The 14,535-nt window shown below is 69.7% G+C and carries 15 protein-coding genes and 1 riboswitch; of the genes, 12 read left to right on the forward strand and 3 right to left on the reverse strand.

The genetic code is table 11. From position 1 onward, the window contains the following. The 3 genes from ACFYU0_RS24335 to ACFYU0_RS24345 all read left to right on the forward strand — a co-directional run. A partial coding sequence (locus ACFYU0_RS24335) for a cbb3-type cytochrome c oxidase subunit I (RefSeq protein ID WP_389304148.1) occupies positions 1-858 on the forward strand: 858 nt, incomplete at its 5' end. Beyond that, a complete protein-coding gene (locus ACFYU0_RS24340) occupies positions 855-1,253 on the forward strand; it encodes a cytochrome c oxidase subunit 4 (RefSeq protein WP_351673575.1) in 399 nt (132 codons plus the stop codon). The genes ACFYU0_RS24335 and ACFYU0_RS24340, both read left to right, overlap by 4 nt. Before the next feature lie 141 nt (positions 1,254-1,394). Then, positions 1,395-2,660 carry an Ig-like domain-containing protein gene (locus ACFYU0_RS24345; RefSeq protein WP_389304151.1) on the forward strand — a complete coding sequence of 422 codons (1,266 nt, stop codon included), beginning with the start codon at positions 1,395-1,397 and terminating at the stop codon, positions 2,658-2,660. Positions 2,661-2,708: 48 nt separating this feature from the next. Here ACFYU0_RS24345 and ACFYU0_RS24350 read toward each other — a convergent pair whose 3' ends face one another. Then, positions 2,709-3,110 carry a hypothetical protein gene (locus ACFYU0_RS24350; protein WP_389304152.1) on the reverse strand — a complete coding sequence of 134 codons (402 nt, stop codon included), beginning with the start codon at positions 3,108-3,110 and terminating at the stop codon, positions 2,709-2,711. A gap of 146 nt (positions 3,111-3,256) precedes the next feature. Here ACFYU0_RS24350 and ACFYU0_RS24355 point away from each other — a divergent pair, with 146 nt between their 5' ends. The 6 genes from ACFYU0_RS24355 (at position 3,257) to ACFYU0_RS24380 (ending at position 10,372) form a co-directional block, all read left to right on the forward strand. After that, the gene (locus tag ACFYU0_RS24355) at positions 3,257-3,877 is read left to right on the forward strand and encodes a heme-copper oxidase subunit III (protein WP_143636562.1); all 621 of its coding nucleotides are present in this window, start codon (positions 3,257-3,259) and stop codon (positions 3,875-3,877) included. Positions 3,878-3,936: 59 nt separating this feature from the next. Continuing rightward, on the forward strand, positions 3,937-4,749 hold the full coding sequence (locus ACFYU0_RS24360) for a c-type cytochrome (RefSeq protein ID WP_351673581.1): 813 nt from the start codon (positions 3,937-3,939) through the stop codon (positions 4,747-4,749). Beyond that, positions 4,746-5,804 carry a Rieske 2Fe-2S domain-containing protein gene (locus tag ACFYU0_RS24365; RefSeq protein ID WP_351673583.1) on the forward strand — a complete coding sequence of 353 codons (1,059 nt, stop codon included), beginning with the start codon at positions 4,746-4,748 and terminating at the stop codon, positions 5,802-5,804. The genes ACFYU0_RS24360 and ACFYU0_RS24365 overlap by 4 nt, the downstream gene beginning before the upstream one ends. Beyond that, positions 5,801-7,432: a cytochrome bc complex cytochrome b subunit gene (locus ACFYU0_RS24370; protein ID WP_351673585.1), complete on the forward strand. Its 1,632-nt coding sequence runs from the start codon at positions 5,801-5,803 to the stop codon at positions 7,430-7,432. The genes ACFYU0_RS24365 and ACFYU0_RS24370 overlap by 4 nt, the downstream gene beginning before the upstream one ends. A 123-nt stretch (positions 7,433-7,555) precedes the next feature. Beyond that, positions 7,556-8,620 (forward strand): anthranilate phosphoribosyltransferase, encoded by a 1,065-nt coding sequence (trpD, locus tag ACFYU0_RS24375; RefSeq protein WP_389304155.1) that lies wholly within the window; start codon positions 7,556-7,558, stop codon positions 8,618-8,620. Positions 8,621-8,704: 84 nt separating this feature from the next. Next, positions 8,705-8,821, forward strand: a riboswitch (SAM riboswitch). A gap of 180 nt (positions 8,822-9,001) precedes the next feature. After that, entirely contained in the window at positions 9,002-10,372 is a 1,371-nt protein-coding gene (locus tag ACFYU0_RS24380; protein ID WP_351673589.1) for an aminotransferase class V-fold PLP-dependent enzyme, read from the forward strand. 26 nt (positions 10,373-10,398) lie between these two features. On the opposite strand, the gene ACFYU0_RS24385 is transcribed toward ACFYU0_RS24380, so the two are convergent. Beyond that, positions 10,399-10,680: an Lrp/AsnC ligand binding domain-containing protein gene (locus ACFYU0_RS24385; RefSeq protein WP_351673591.1), complete on the reverse strand. Its 282-nt coding sequence runs from the start codon at positions 10,678-10,680 to the stop codon at positions 10,399-10,401. Further along, positions 10,677-11,420, reverse strand: a complete 744-nt coding sequence (locus ACFYU0_RS24390; protein ID WP_351673593.1) for a rhomboid family intramembrane serine protease — start codon at positions 11,418-11,420, stop codon at positions 10,677-10,679. Before ACFYU0_RS24390 ends, ACFYU0_RS24385 begins: the two co-directional genes overlap by 4 nt. 152 nt (positions 11,421-11,572) lie before the next feature. Between ACFYU0_RS24390 and ACFYU0_RS24395 the strand changes: the two genes are divergently transcribed. From ACFYU0_RS24395 to ACFYU0_RS24405, 3 genes are all read left to right on the forward strand, one after another. Next, positions 11,573-11,812 carry a hypothetical protein gene (locus ACFYU0_RS24395; protein ID WP_029382693.1) on the forward strand — a complete coding sequence of 80 codons (240 nt, stop codon included), beginning with the start codon at positions 11,573-11,575 and terminating at the stop codon, positions 11,810-11,812. A 37-nt stretch (positions 11,813-11,849) separates the two neighbouring features. Continuing rightward, positions 11,850-13,193 carry an NYN domain-containing protein gene (locus ACFYU0_RS24400; RefSeq protein ID WP_389304158.1) on the forward strand — a complete coding sequence of 448 codons (1,344 nt, stop codon included), beginning with the start codon at positions 11,850-11,852 and terminating at the stop codon, positions 13,191-13,193. Between the two features lie 212 nt (positions 13,194-13,405). Further along, positions 13,406-14,437: an NlpC/P60 family protein gene (locus tag ACFYU0_RS24405; RefSeq protein ID WP_389304160.1), complete on the forward strand. Its 1,032-nt coding sequence runs from the start codon at positions 13,406-13,408 to the stop codon at positions 14,435-14,437. The last annotated feature ends 98 nt before the right edge of the window (positions 14,438-14,535 follow it).

The raw sequence follows: 14,535 nt of genomic DNA on the forward strand, positions 1-14,535 counted from the left end.
CCGATGTTCGGCTACATGGGCCTGATCGCCGCGACGATCTCCATCGCCGGCCTGTCCGTGACCGTGTGGGCCCACCACATGTACGTCACCGGCGGTGTGCTCCTGCCGTTCTTCTCCTTCATGACCTTCCTGATCGCGGTCCCGACCGGTGTGAAGTTCTTCAACTGGATCGGCACCATGTGGAAGGGCTCGCTGTCCTTCGAGACCCCGATGCTCTGGGCCATCGGCTTCCTGATCACCTTCACGTTCGGTGGTCTGACCGGTGTCATCCTGGCCTCGCCGCCGATGGACTTCCACGTGTCCGACTCGTACTTCGTGGTGGCCCACTTCCACTACGTGGTCTTCGGCACCGTCGTCTTCGCCATGTTCTCCGGCTTCCACTTCTGGTGGCCGAAGATGACCGGCAAGATGCTGGACGAGCGCCTGGGCAAGATCACCTTCTGGACGCTGTTCGTCGGCTTCCACGGCACGTTCCTGGTCCAGCACTGGCTGGGCGTGGAGGGCATGCCGCGCCGGTACGCCGACTACCTGGCGGCCGACGGCTTCACCGCCCTGAACACGGTCTCGACCATCAGCTCGTTCCTGCTGGGCCTGTCGATCCTGCCGTTCCTCTACAACGTGTGGAAGACGGCCAAGTACGGCAAGCCGGTCGGCGTGGACGACCCGTGGGGCTACGGCCGCTCGCTGGAGTGGGCGACGTCCTGCCCGCCGCCGCGGCACAACTTCCTCACCCTGCCGCGGATCCGCAGTGAATCCCCGGCGTTCGATCTGCACCACCCCGAGATCGCCGCGCTCGAGCAGCTCGAGCACGCCGGTCACGGCACCGCCATCGCGGGCGAGAAGGAGGCCGGCAAGTGAGGATCCAGGGCCGGATGTTCATCTGGCTGAGCTTCTTCCTCCTGATCATGGCCGTCGTGTACGGCGTGTGGTCGAAGGAGCCCGCCGGCACCACGGCGCTCTTCCTGGCCTTCGGCCTGGCCATCATGATCGGCTTCTACCTGGGCTTCACCGCCCGGCGAGTCGACGCCGGTGCCCAGGACGACAAGGAGGCCGATGTCGCGGACGACGCGGGAGAGCTGGGTTTCTTCAGCCCGCACAGCTGGCAGCCGCTCATGCTGGGCGTCGGCGGCGCGATCGCCTTCCTCAGCATCGCGGTCGGCTGGTGGCTGATCTTCTTCGCCGCACCGATCATCCTCATCGGCCTGTTCGGCTGGGTGTTCGAGTACTACCACGGTGAGAACCGCACCCAGTAGCACGCGGTGACGCCGGCGCCGAGCGCGCCAGGAGCCCGGACCCTCCGTCAGGAGGGTCCGGGCTCCTGCTTTCGCCACGGCGCATCACCCGAACGACTTACGTACCGCGCCAAGCAGGTCCTCATCTCATAGCGTGATCATATGAATCACACTCCGCGGACCCGCACCGTCGTCAGCTGCGCGTTGCTGGTGATCGCCCTCGGCGCGGGCGTCACCTCCTGCGGTTCGGACGGCAACCCTCTGTCGGCCAGTCCGTACGACGCGGCGGGCGAGATCTCCTTCAACGGCCCCACCGAAGCGGGGAAGCGGGCCGACCCGGACAAGCCCCTGGAGATCACCGCCGAAAGCGGTGAGGGGCGGATCACCGACGTCACCGCCCAGGACTCCACAGGGCGCTTCGTGGCGGGCGAACTCGCCGCCGACGGCAGCCGCTGGCACAGCATCTCCCCGCTGGCCGCGAACGCCCACTACACGGTCCGCGTCAGCACCGAGGACGACGACGGGGCGCCCGGCCGCAAGGTCCTCACCTTCGACACCAGCAAGCCCACCAGCAAGCAGCGGCTGAACGTCACGTTCGGGCCCGAGGCGGGCGTCTACGGTGTCGGGCAGCCCATCACCGCGCAACTCGACCGCGAGGTCAAGGACAAGGCGCAGCGGGCCGTCGTGGAGCGCGGCCTGCGGGTGGACTCCGTGCCGGCCGTGCAGGGCTCCTGGTACTGGGTCAGCAACAAGGAGCTGCACTTCCGCCCCAAGGACTACTGGCCCGCCCACGCCACCATCCAGGCGCACAGCAACCTGGAGGGCGTGAAGATCAGCGACCGGCTCTGGGGCGGCAAGGCGAAGGCGTTGAAGATCACAACCGGTGACCGGATCGAGGCGATCACGGACGCCTCCACCCACCAGTTGACGTACTACAAGAACGGGCAACAGGTCGAGCAGATCCCGGTCACCACGGGCAAGCCCGGCTTCGAGACCCGCAACGGAGTCAAGGTCGTCCTGGAGAAGCAGTACTTCGTACGCATGCGCGGCACCACCGTCGGCATCGCCGAGGGCAGCTCCGACTCCTACGACCTGCCGGTGTACTACGCCACCCGGGTCACCTGGTCCGGCGAGTACGTGCACGCCGCGCCCTGGTCGGTCGGCTCCCAGGGCTCCGCCAACGTCAGCCACGGCTGCACCGGGATGAGCACGTCCAACGCCGAGTGGTTCTTCGACAACGTCCATCCGGGTGACATCGTCAAGGTGGTCAACTCCAACGGCGACCCGATGGAGCCCTTCGGTAACGGCTTCGGCGACTGGAACCTGGACTGGAACAAGTGGCGCACGGGCAGCGCCCTGACGGCGGGCACGCCGGACGCCTCGGCACCGTCCCGCGACGCCCCCAGGCTGCGGCCGGTGGCCCTGTGACCCGGGGCGCGGGGCGGTACGGCCCGCCCCGCGCCCCAGGCCCGCCCGTCAGACGCCCAGCAGCCGCTTGCGGCGCAGCAGGGAGGCCAGGGCGGAGGCGAACTCCACCGGCTCCACCGGCAGCGTCACAGCGGCGTCCGCACGGCTCCAGGTGGCCAGCCAGGCGTCCTGCGGCCGCCCCATGAGCAGCAGCACGGGCGGGCAGTCGAACACCTCGTCCTTGATCTGCCGGCACACCCCCATGCCGCCCATCGGCACGGCCTCGCCGTCGAGCACGCACACGTCGATGCCGCCCTTGTCCAGCTCGCGCAGCACCGCCTCGGGCGTCGCGCACTCCAGGAACTCCACGGCCGGCACGTCCGGCGCGGGCCGCCGCCCGGCGGCCAGCCCCACCTGCTCGCGGGTGTTGGAGTCGTCGCTGTACACCAGCACTGTGGCGGTCGGCTGCATGCTTCCTCCGAGACGTGGGCGTCGTGCGGACAGGGCCGTTCGTGGCGGATGTTACTCCCATGAACACCACGTCAACACCGGTTCGGCGGGGCAAGACACTCCGAACGGCACCCCCCGGAGTGAGGGCGGGATAAGCGACCGACATAATGTCGGTCGTGGCGACAGCAACGACAGTAGAAACCGGGCACGCGCACCCGTCGGTCAATCGGCCGAACCTCACCAGCGTCGGAACCATCATCTGGCTGAGTTCCGAGCTGATGTTCTTCGCGGCCCTCTTCGCGATGTACTTCACCCTCCGGTCGGTGACCGGACCGGCGCACTGGAAGGAGATGGCGGAGGCACTCAACGTGCCGTTCTCCGCCACGAACACCACGATCCTGGTGCTCTCCTCGCTGACCTGTCAGCTCGGCGTCTTCGCCGCCGAGCGCGGGGACGTGAAGAAGCTCCGTGGCTGGTTCATCCTCACCTTCATCATGGGCGCGATCTTCATCGGCGGTCAGATCTACGAGTACACGGAGCTGGTGAAGAAGGACGGGATCTCCCTGTCCTCGGACCCGTACGGCTCGGTGTTCTACCTGACCACCGGCTTCCACGGCCTGCACGTGACGGGCGGTCTCATCGCCTTCCTGCTGGTCCTCGGCCGTACATACGCGGCGAAGAGGTTCACGCATGAGCAGGCGACCGCCGCCATCGTCGTGTCCTACTACTGGCACTTCGTCGATGTCGTCTGGATCGGCCTCTTCGCCACGATCTACCTGATCAAGTAGCCGGGACCGTTCCCGCACATCCAGCATCGACGCAGAAGATCCTGACACCGGGGTAATCCGTGAAAAAGCTCTCCGCACGACGACGCCATCCGCTGGCGGCGGTCGTCGTCCTACTCCTCGCGCTGGCGGCCACTGGGGGGCTGTACGCCGCGTTCGCGCCCGCGAGCAAGGCACAGGCCGATGAAACCTCCCAGTCCCTGACCATCAAGGAGGGCAAGAAGCTCTACGAGGTCGGCTGCGCCAGCTGCCACGGCACCGGTGGCAAGGGCTCCTCCGACGGGCCGAGTCTGGTCGGCGTGGGCGCCGCGGCCGTCGACTTCCAGGTCGGCACGGGGCGCATGCCCGCCTCGACCTCGCAGATGGCGCAGATCCCGCGCAAGAAGGTCGTGTACACCCAGGCCCAGATCGACCAGCTCGCCGCTTACGTGGCGTCGCTGGGCGCCGGCCCGAACGTGCCGACGAAGCAGCAGTACGGCCCGGAGGGCGCGGACATCGCCAAGGGTGGCGAGCTGTTCCGCACCAACTGCGCGCAGTGCCACAACTTCACCGGCAAGGGCGGTGCCCTCACCAAGGGCAAGTACGCGCCGAGCCTCGAGGGCGTGGCCCCCAAGCACGTCTACGAGGCCATGCAGACCGGCCCGCAGAACATGCCGTCCTTCCCCGACACCACGATGTCGGAGAAGAACAAGAAGGACATCATCGCGTACCTGAACGCGGTCAACGGTGACGAGACGGTCAACCCGGGCGGCCTCGAGCTGGGCGGCCTCGGGCCGGTCAGCGAGGGTCTGTTCGCCTGGATCTTCGGTCTCGGCGCACTGATCGCGGTTGCCGTGTGGGTCGCCGCCCGGACCGCAAAGGCCAAGAAGTCATGAGTAGCCAAGACATTCCAGAAGAGAACCTGCCTTCGGCGCAGGACCACGCGCACGGCGCCGTGAGCGTCGCGGACGAGGCGAACCCGTTCGCGGACCCGGGGCTGCCGCCCCACGAGCACCGGATCCAGGACATCGACGAGCGGGCCGCCAAGCGGTCCGAGCGCGTCGTGGCCCTGCTGTTCACGGTCTCGATGCTGGCCACCGTCGGCTTCATCGCCTCGTACGTGACGATCACGCCCGACACCTCGGTCTACATCTTCCCGATCGGGCACATCAGCGCGCTGAACTTCGCGCTCGGCCTGACCCTGGCCGTGGCGCTGTTCTGCATCGGCGCGGGCGCGGTCCACTGGGCCCGCACCCTGATGTCCGACGTGGAGGTCGCCGACGAGCGGCACCCGATCGCGGCCTCCCCGGAGGTCCGCGCCAAGGTCCACGCGGACTTCCGCGAGGGCGCCAAGGAGTCGGCGCTCGGCCGTCGCAAGCTGATCCGCAACACGATGCTCGGCGCGCTCACCCTGGTGCCGCTCTCCGGCGTCGTCCTGCTGCGCGACCTCGGTCCGCTGCCCGGCACCTCGCTGCGGCACACCCTGTGGGCCAAGGGCAAGCTCCTCGTCAACATGAACACGAACCAGCCGCTGCGTCCCGAGGACGTCGCCGTCGGTTCGCTCACCTTCGCCAGGCCCGAGGGCCTGGAGGAGACCGACGAGGACTTCCAGAACGAGATCGCCAAGGCCGCCCTGATGATCATCCGGCTGCAGCCGGGCAACATCAAGGACAAGCGCGAGCTCGACTGGTCGCACGAGGGCATCGTCGCCTTCTCGAAGATCTGCACCCACGTCGGTTGCCCGATCTCGCTGTACGAGCAGCAGACGCATCACGTCCTGTGCCCGTGCCACCAGTCCACCTTCGACCTCTCCGACGGTGCCCGAGTGATCTTCGGCCCCGCCGGTCACGCCCTGCCGCAGCTCCGCATCGGCGTGAACGACGAGGGTTACCTCCAGGCGCTCGGCGACTTCGAGGAGCCCGTCGGTCCTGCATTCTGGGAGCGCGGATGAGCACCAACGGAAACAACGAGCGACGCGGCAAGGCGCCGGCAGGCGAGCGCGTCGCGGACTGGGCCGACGGCCGGCTGGGGATCTACTCCCTCGCCAAGGCCAACATGCGCAAGATCTTCCCCGACCACTGGTCGTTCATGTTGGGCGAAGTGTGCATGTACAGCTTCATCATCATCATCCTCACGGGTGTGTACCTGACGCTGTTCTTCCACCCGTCGATGAACGAGGTGGAGTACCACGGCAGCTACGTCCCGCTGCAGGGCCAGCTGATGTCCGAGGCGTTCAACTCGACCCTGCACATCTCCTTCGACGTGCGCGGTGGTCTGCTCATCCGGCAGATCCACCACTGGGCCGCGCTGATCTTCCTCGCGGGCATGTTCGTGCACATGATGCGCGTGTTCTTCACCGGCGCCTTCCGCAAGCCGCGTGAGATCAACTGGCTGTTCGGCTTCCTGCTGTTCGTCCTGGGCATGTTCACCGGCTTCACCGGTTACTCGCTCCCGGACGACCTGCTCTCCGGCACGGGTGTGCGCTTCACCGAGGGCGCGATCCTGTCCATGCCGATCGTCGGCACGTACATCTCGTACTTCCTCTTCGGCGGCGAGTTCCCCGGCCACGACTTCGTGGCCCGGTTCTACTCGATCCACATCCTGCTGCTGCCGGGCATCATGCTCGGCCTGATGGTGGGCCACCTGATCCTGGTCTTCTACCACAAGCACACGCAGTTCGCGGGTCCCGGAAAGAGCAACAAGAACGTCGTCGGCATGCCGCTGCTGCCGGTGTACATGGCCAAGGCCGGAGGCTTCTTCTTCCTGGTCTTCGGCGTGATCGCGGCCATCGCCGCGATCACCCAGATCAACCCGATCTGGGCCATGGGCCCCTACCGGCCCGACCAGGTGTCCACCGGCGCCCAGCCCGACTGGTACATGGGCTTCGCCGAGGGTCTGGTCCGCTACATGCCGGGCTGGGAGATCAACTTCTGGGGTCACACGCTCGTCCTGGGCGTGTTCATCCCGCTGGTCCTCTTCGGCCTGGTGCTCGCCGCGATCGCGCTCTACCCGTTCATCGAGTCCTGGGTCACCGGGGACAAGAACGAGCACCACATCCTGGACCGCCCGCGCAACGCCCCGACGCGCACCGCGTTCGGCGTCGCCTGGATCACGGTCTACATGGTCGGCCTGGTCGGCGGTGGCAACGACCTCTTCGCGACCCACTTCAGCCTGTCGCTGAACGCGGTCACGTGGTTCGTCCGGATCTCCTTCTTCGCCGGACCGGTCATCGCCTTCATCGTCACCAAGCGGATCTGCCTCGGCCTGCAGCGCCGGGACCGCGAGAAGGTGCTGCACGGCCGTGAGACGGGCATCATCAAGCGCCTGCCGCACGGTGAGTTCATCGAGATCCACGAGCCGCTCAGCCAGGAGCAGCTCCACACCCTCACCGCCCACCACCAGTACGAGCCGGCCGAGATCGGCCCGACGGTGGACGAGAACGGTGTCGAGCGCAAGGTGAAGGGGTCCGAGAAGCTGCGCGCCAAGCTCAGCAACGCCTACTACGGCGAGGACAACCAGATCCCGAAGGCAACCGTCGAGGAGTACCGGGAGATCACCAGCGGCCACGGCCACCACTGATCCCCGAGCGTCGCCACGCCACAGTCGAAGGGCCCCGTCCGGCTTGCGGACGGGGCCCTTCGCCGTGTCCGGGGCTGGATAGGGTGGGAGCACACCGTTGTGCGACGACACCCAGGAGCGGCTATGAGCGCTGTGACCCCCGCTGGAGGCGACACCGCGGCGGGCCGTTCCTGGCCCGCCCTGCTGAACGGCCTGCTGGACGGCCGGGACCTGTCCGCCGACGACACCGCCTGGGCCATGGACCTCATCATGCGCGGGGAGGCGACCGACGCCCAGATCGCCGGGTTCATGGTGGCGCTGCGCGCCAAGGGCGAGACGGTGCAGGAGATCACCGGACTCGTGCGGACCATGTACGAGCACGCCAATGTGATCGAGGTGCCCGGGCCGGCCGTCGACATCGTCGGCACCGGCGGCGACGGCGCGAAGACGGTGAACATCTCCACCATGTCGTCGATCGTCGTCGCCGGCACCGGCACGAAGGTCGTCAAGCACGGCAACCGCGCCGCGTCCTCCGCCTCCGGCTCCTCCGACGTGCTGGAGAAGCTCGGCATCAACCTGTCCCTGACCCCGCGGCGGGTCGCCGAGGTCGCCGAAGAGGCCGGCATCACCATCTGCTTCGCGGTGAAGTTCCACCCGTCGCTGCGCCATGTGGCGGCGGCGCGCGGCCAGTTGGGCATCCGCACCACCTTCAACGTGCTCGGCCCGCTGACCAACCCGGCCAAGGTGCGCGCCCAGGCGGTCGGCGTGGCCGATCCGCGCATGGCGCCGATCGTGGCCGGGGTGCTGGCCGAGCGCGGCAACTCCGCCCTTGTCTTCCGGGGCGACGACGGGCTGGACGAGCTGACCACCACCTCGACGTCCCGGGTGTGGGTGGTCCGGGACGGCGAGGTCGCCGAGGAGCGCTTCGACCCCCGGGACGCCGGCATCGAGCTGGTCCCCGTGGAGGCGCTGCGCGGCGCCGACGCCTCGTACAACGCGGAGGTGGCCCGGCGCGTGCTGGACGGCGAGCACGGCCCCGTCCGGGACGCGGTGCTGCTGAACTCGGCGGCGGCGCTGGTCGCCCTGCGGCCGTCCGGCGAGCCGCTCACCGAGCAGCTCCGGGCCGGCATGGCGAGGGCGGCGGAGTCCATCGACAGCGGTGCGGCGAAGCGGACGCTGGAGCGCTGGGTGGCGGCCAGCAACGCCTGACCCGCCCCGGTGCGACGCGAGGCGCGGTCCGGATGCCGGACCGCGCCTTGCGCATAGAAGATCGTGTGGCAGGATACTGAACCAGGTCATGAGTGACAGCCATTCGGCCCCGGCCGGCTGTCCGGCAACCCTCCGTCCGTGGCGGGGTGCCCCGGGTGAGGACCAGGTCGTGGGCAGCGAGGTCCACGGCAAGCGCGGACCCCTCGCGCGGCTCCTGAAGGAGCGCGGGACCAGGGGTCCTGGTCGTCGAGGGAGCCTTCTGTGAGCAAGCGAATGCGATAGGGCGTAGAGCCCCGCCTCCGCGTACCCCTTTTCACCTTCCGCCGTGCTCGAGCCGTACCGCTCGCACGGTGATTCCAGCCTGCCTCACGGGAGTTCACCATGTCCGTCTCCACCGCTGCCGCCGTCCAGACCATTTGTGGCGAGCTGCCCGTTCTGGGCCGCGACGTCTCCGTCCCGCTCGTCACGGGCGGCGAGGTCGCCTACGCCGCGCTCGACTACGCCGCCAGCGCCCCCGCCCTGCAGCGCGTCTGGGACGACGTCGCCGCCTACGCGCCGTACTACGGCAGCGTCCACCGCGGCGCCGGCTACCTCTCCCAGCTCTCCACCGACCTGTTCGAGAACGCCCGCCGGACGGTCGCCGGATTCCTCGACTGCCGCGCCCAGGACCAGGTGGTCTTCACCCGCTCGACCACGGACTCCCTGAACCTCCTCGCCCGGGCGCTCCCGGCCGGCTGCGAGGTCTTCGTCTTCGAGACCGAGCACCACGCCGCCCTGCTGCCGTGGCGGGACGCGCGGGTGACCGTCCTCGACGCGCCGCGCACCCCGCGGCAGGCCGTGGAGACGCTGGAGCGGGCCCTCGCCGACCGCGACCCGTACGGCCCGGCCCTGGTGTGCGTCACCGGCGCCTCCAACGTCACCGGCGAGCTGTGGCCGGTGCGCGAGCTGGCCGCCGCGGCCCACGCGCACGGGGCCCGGATCGTCCTGGACGCCGCCCAGCTCGCCCCGCACCACCCGGTGTCCGTCCGGGACCTGGACGTCGACTGGGTGGCCTTCTCCGGGCACAAGCTGTACGCGCCCTTCGGCTCCGGCGTGCTGGCCGGCCGCGCCGACTGGCTGGCCGCGGCCGAGCCGTACCTCGCGGGCGGCGGCGCCAGCCGCAGGGTCACGCGGCGCGAGGACGGGGGAGTGGACGCGGAGTGGCACGAGAGCGCCGCCCGCCACGAGGCCGGCTCCCCGAACGTCATCGGCGCCTACTCCATCGCCTCCGCCTGCAAGGCCCTCACCGAGGCCGGCTGGGAGGCCCTGGTGGCCCGCGAGCAGCACCTGATCGCCCGGGTCCGGGCGGGTCTCGCCGAGGTCCCGGAGGTCAGGGTGCTGTCGCTGTTCGGCGACGACGCCCCGCGGGTCGGCGTGATCTCCTTCGTGGTCGAGGGCTGGAACAGCTCCCACTTCGCCGCCGCGCTCTCCGCCGAGTACGGCATCGGCGTCCGCGACGGCCTGTTCTGCGCCCACCCGCTGGTGCGCACCCTGCTGGGCGGCGACCCCGGGGCGCCGGGAGAGTGCGGGGCGCCCGAGGCCGCGCCCGGCGAGAGGTCCCTGAACGCGGTCCGGGTCAGCTTCGGGGCGGGCACGCCCGACGAGCACGTCGAGCGCTTCGTCGACGCGGTGCGGGAGCTGGTCCGCGACGGCGCGCGCTGGCGCTACCGCACCGAGGACGGCCGCTGCGTGCCGGTGCGCGATCAGGTCTGAGCCGCAGGCGCGACGTCAGGCGGCGTTCACGAGTCGAGGCCGATCGCGAACGCCGCCTCCAGGTCGTGCTGGGAGTAGGTGCGGAACGCGACGTGCGTGTCGGTGCCCTCCACGCCGGGGATCTTGCTGATCCGCCCGGGGATGACGTCGGCCAGGTCGTCGTGCCGCCGCACCCGCACCATGGCGATCAGGTCGTAGGTGCCCGTGACGGAGAAAACCTCGCTCACCGAGTCCAGCGAAGCGATCTGCTCCGCGATCTCGGGGATCCGGTCCACGCTGGTCTTGATCAGGACAATCGCGGTGATCACGGTTGGTTCTCTCCCTCGGGGGCCGGGGCCGGTGCGGTCCTCACTCTAGTAGTCGGCCCGTAGCGCACCCACGCGTAGCCGAAGCCGAGGCCGAAGCCGATCAGGTGGGCCAGGTAGGCCACCCCGGGACCCTGGCCGGCACGGCCCGCCGCGAGCCACTGCAGGGCCGCCCAGAAGGGCAGCACGACCCAGGCCGGGAAGCGCAGGGGGAGGAAGAACAGGAAGGGGAGGAGACTGGTCACACGGGCACGTGGGAACAGGTAGAGGAACGCTCCGAGAACCGCCGAGATCGCCCCCGAGGCGCCCACCAGCGACTGTCCGGAGGCGGAGTTGGCGGCCGCGTAGCCCAGCAGGGCCAGGTAACCGCAGCCCACGTAGAAGAGGGTGAACTCGACCCGGCCCATCCGTTCCTCGGTCATCAGCCCGAAGACGAAGAGGAAGAGCATGTTCCCGAGCAGATGCACCCAGCTGCCGTGCACGAACAGCGCGGTGACCGGGGTCAGGGCCGCCCGGAGCGAGGGCTCGAACAGCTCGGCCGGGACCACGCCCCAGTGCCGGAAGTACGCCCGCTGCGCCGCGAACAGCGCGCCGCCCGAGCCGTACGCCGGGGTGAGGCCGGAAGCCGGGCCCAGCACGAAGATCACGGCGCACAGGACGAGGAGGACGTACGTCATCGGCGCGGAGACGCCCCGGACCGCCCGGAACGCATCCCGGGCCGCCGTGCCCCAGGTGCGGATCATGACTACAGAGCATGACGTAACGGGACACAGGTCGACAGATCGCCTCGCCGCCGTGGACGGACGGGCGGCGATCGACCGGCAGGCCGTAGGGTTACGAGCCACACGCGTCGGGGAGCGGCGCGGACGTCCCGAGAAGGAAGCGAACAGTCACGATGACGGTTCCCCTGCCGACCGCCACGACACGGTGGCGCTGCGCCCTCTGCGGCAACCTCACCCGCTTCGACGTGACCCGCTCGTCGAAGGTCGTCGAGTACGTTCACCTCGACCTCGCGGGCGAGCCGACGGTGGAGGAGCGCGAGGTGGTCAGTGAGACCATCGAGTCGGTCCGCTGCCGCTGGTGCAACGCGGTGGACCAGGTGGAACTCGTGGACAGGCCGGGCGCCGGCTCCTGAGCGGAGCGGGCCCCGTAGAGGTATTGGGGTGTGACGGATGGTGGAGACCGCAGGCGGGGGGCCGGGCGACGGCACCGCTGAGGTGCTTGACCGTCCGCTGCCCGACGGCGTGCGCCGGCGGGTCGTGCAGATCGTCTCGGACGGCTTCGGACTGCTGACCGTGACGGAACTGCCCGCCCAGTTGCGGCAGTACGCCCGGTTCGCCCCCAATCGCCGGGCCAAGTTCGCCGGTAACGCGATGGCGGCCGCGGTGGAGACCGACACGCTGTTCCGGCAGCGGATCGGGGAGAAGTTCAGAGAGGCGCAGCCGGAACTCTCCGGCGCCCTCGACTCCGGCTCGCCGCCCCCGGCCGCGGATCCGCTCGATGTGGCGGCCGCGGCCTACGTACTGCGGCCCGCGGGCTGGGTGAAGCTGGTGACCGCGGCCGGCGAGGAGGCGCAGCGCGCCGACGCCGAGCGGGCCGACGAGGAGAGCCGCGCCGAACTCGAGCGGCTGCGCGCGGAGCTGGACCAGGCCCGTGAGCAGGCCCGTACCGAGACCGAACGGCTGCGCGCCGAGGCGGAGTCGGCCAAGCGGGAGGCGGAGTCGCTGCACCGCAAGCTGCGGGCCGCGCTCAGCGACGTCAAGCGCGGCGAGGCCGCGCTGCGCAAGGTCCGCGGCGAGATCGACGCCGTGCGCGCCGAGGGGCACGCGCAGCTCTCGGCCGCGGAGAGCGAGTCCCGGCGGCTCAAGGCGCGCCTGGGCGAGGCGGAGGCGGCGCTGGAGGCCACCCGCCGGGCCGCCCGCGAGGGCCGCAGCGTGGAGGACATGCGGGTCCGGCTGCTGCTGGACACCCTGCTGGACGCCGCCCAGGGGCTCCGGCGCGAACTCGCCCTGCCGCCGGTCTCCGTGCGCCCGGCCGAGACCGTGGACGCGGTCGAACCGGGACGGATGACCCCGAAGGACATCGCGGCCCGGGCGCTGTCCGAGAACGACCCGGCGATCCTCGACCAGTTGCTGGCGCTGCCGCAGGCCCATCTGGTGGTCGACGGCTACAACGTCACCAAGACCGGCTATCCGCAGATGCCGCTGGAGAAGCAGCGGCTGCGTCTGCTGGGCCAGCTCTCGGCGCTCGCCGCGCAGACCGGCGCCGAGGTGACCTGTGTCTTCGACGGGGCCGAACTGGCCGCGCCGGTGCTGCTCGCGCCGCCCCGCGGAGTGCGGGTGCTGTTCTCCAAGCCGGGCGTCACGGCGGACGAGCTGATCCGCCAGCTCGTGCGCGCCGAGCCGCCGGGCCGTCCGGTCATCGTCGCCTCGACCGACCGGGAGGTGGCCGACGGGGTGGCCCGCGCCGGGGCCCGGCCCGTCGCCTCTGCGGTACTTCTGAAGCGACTGTCCTGAACGTGCAACGCGCATATGCATTGCCCGAATTGGCCGTATCGTCACGCAACGTAGCGTCAATCGGGCATCACCGCACGTGAGTTGCGTGCAAAGAATGCGTTGCGTCACCGGATTTTTCGCCGCGGGGATTTGAACTGATCACAACTGGGTCACTAGGGTCTGGGCTCGAACCTCCGAACGGGTGATCACTCACAAGAAGGAGATCGTCCCTCGTGGCGTCCCACCGTCGACCCAAGCAGCCCAGCCGCACGCGTGTCACCGTGCTGACCACCGCGGCCGCCGCCGCCGTCGCGCTGAGCGCGAACGCCGCCAACGCCGCTCCGAGCGAGAAGCTCGGCAAGGACGAGGTCAAGGCGAAGGTCGACAAGCTCTACGAGCAGGCGGAGCAGGCCACCGAGAAGTACAACGGGGCCAAGGAGAAGCAGCAGAAGCTGCAGAAGGAAATCTCCACCATCCAGGACAACGTGGCCCGCGGCCAGGAGGAGCTCAACAAGCTCCGCGACGGCCTGGGTTCGCTGGCCACCGCGCAGTACCGCTCCGGCGGCATCGACCCCTCGGTCCAGCTCTTCCTGTCCGCGGACCCGGACGACTACCTCGACAAGGCCTCCACGCTCGACCAGTTGAGCGGCCAGCAGGTCGAGGCGCTGAAGAAGATCCAGGACAAGCAGCGCGAACTCGCCCAGGAGCGGGCCGAGGCCACGGAGAAGCTCAAGGACCTGGCCTCCACCCGTACCGAGCTGGGCAACAAGAAGCAGGAAGTCCAGGGCAAGCTCGCCGAGGCGCAGAAGCTGCTCAACACCCTGACGGCCAAGGAGAAGGCGGCCCTCGCCGCCGAGCAGCAGCGGGCCAACCGCTCCTCCACCGACCGGGTGGACCTGGGCAACGACTCCTCCGCCTCCGGCCGGGCCGCCGCGGCCTTCTCCGCCGCGCAGAGCAGGATCGGCTCGCCGTACGTCTACGGCGCCACCGGTCCGTCCTCCTTCGACTGCTCGGGCCTGACCTCCTGGGCCTACGCCCAGGCCGGCGTCTCCATACCGCGCACCTCCCAGGCCCAGGCGGGCTACGGCGCCCACCTGTCGCAGAGCCAGCTCCAGGTCGGCGACCTGGTGTTCTTCTACGGCGACCTGCACCACGTCGGCCTCTACGCCGGCAACGGCCAGGTGCTGCACGCCCCGCACACCGGCGCCGTGGTCCGCTACGAGTCGATCAACAACATGCCGTTCCAGTTCGGCGTCCGCGTCTGACCCCGCCCGGCGCCGGTCCCGGAGCGCCCGAACGGGCGAATCCCGAGTACCGCGACTGACCCTCCGCCCCGCCCTGACCTGCGTCAGCGGCGGGGCGC

This window comes from Streptomyces sp. NPDC003720 (genome assembly GCF_042875075.1).
GTDB lineage: Bacteria > Actinomycetota > Actinomycetes > Streptomycetales > Streptomycetaceae > Streptomyces.

Bases quoted from the DNA above. Each gene is read 5' to 3' on its own strand.
- ACFYU0_RS24345 (WP_389304151.1), top strand. From the start codon at position 1,395: ATGAATCACACTCCGCGGACCCGCACCGTCGTCAGCTGCGCGTTGCTG.
- ACFYU0_RS24350 (WP_389304152.1), bottom strand. From the start codon at position 3,110: ATGCAGCCGACCGCCACAGTGCTGGTGTACAGCGACGACTCCAACACC.
- ACFYU0_RS24355 (WP_143636562.1), top strand. From the start codon at position 3,257: ATGTCGGTCGTGGCGACAGCAACGACAGTAGAAACCGGGCACGCGCAC.
- ACFYU0_RS24365 (WP_351673583.1), top strand. From the start codon at position 4,746: ATGAGTAGCCAAGACATTCCAGAAGAGAACCTGCCTTCGGCGCAGGAC.
- ACFYU0_RS24370 (WP_351673585.1), top strand. From the start codon at position 5,801: ATGAGCACCAACGGAAACAACGAGCGACGCGGCAAGGCGCCGGCAGGC.
- trpD (WP_389304155.1), top strand. From the start codon at position 7,556: ATGAGCGCTGTGACCCCCGCTGGAGGCGACACCGCGGCGGGCCGTTCC.
- ACFYU0_RS24380 (WP_351673589.1), top strand. From the start codon at position 9,002: ATGTCCGTCTCCACCGCTGCCGCCGTCCAGACCATTTGTGGCGAGCTG.
- ACFYU0_RS24390 (WP_351673593.1), bottom strand. From the start codon at position 11,420: ATGATCCGCACCTGGGGCACGGCGGCCCGGGATGCGTTCCGGGCGGTC.
- ACFYU0_RS24395 (WP_029382693.1), top strand. From the start codon at position 11,573: ATGACGGTTCCCCTGCCGACCGCCACGACACGGTGGCGCTGCGCCCTC.
- ACFYU0_RS24400 (WP_389304158.1), top strand. From the start codon at position 11,850: ATGGTGGAGACCGCAGGCGGGGGGCCGGGCGACGGCACCGCTGAGGTG.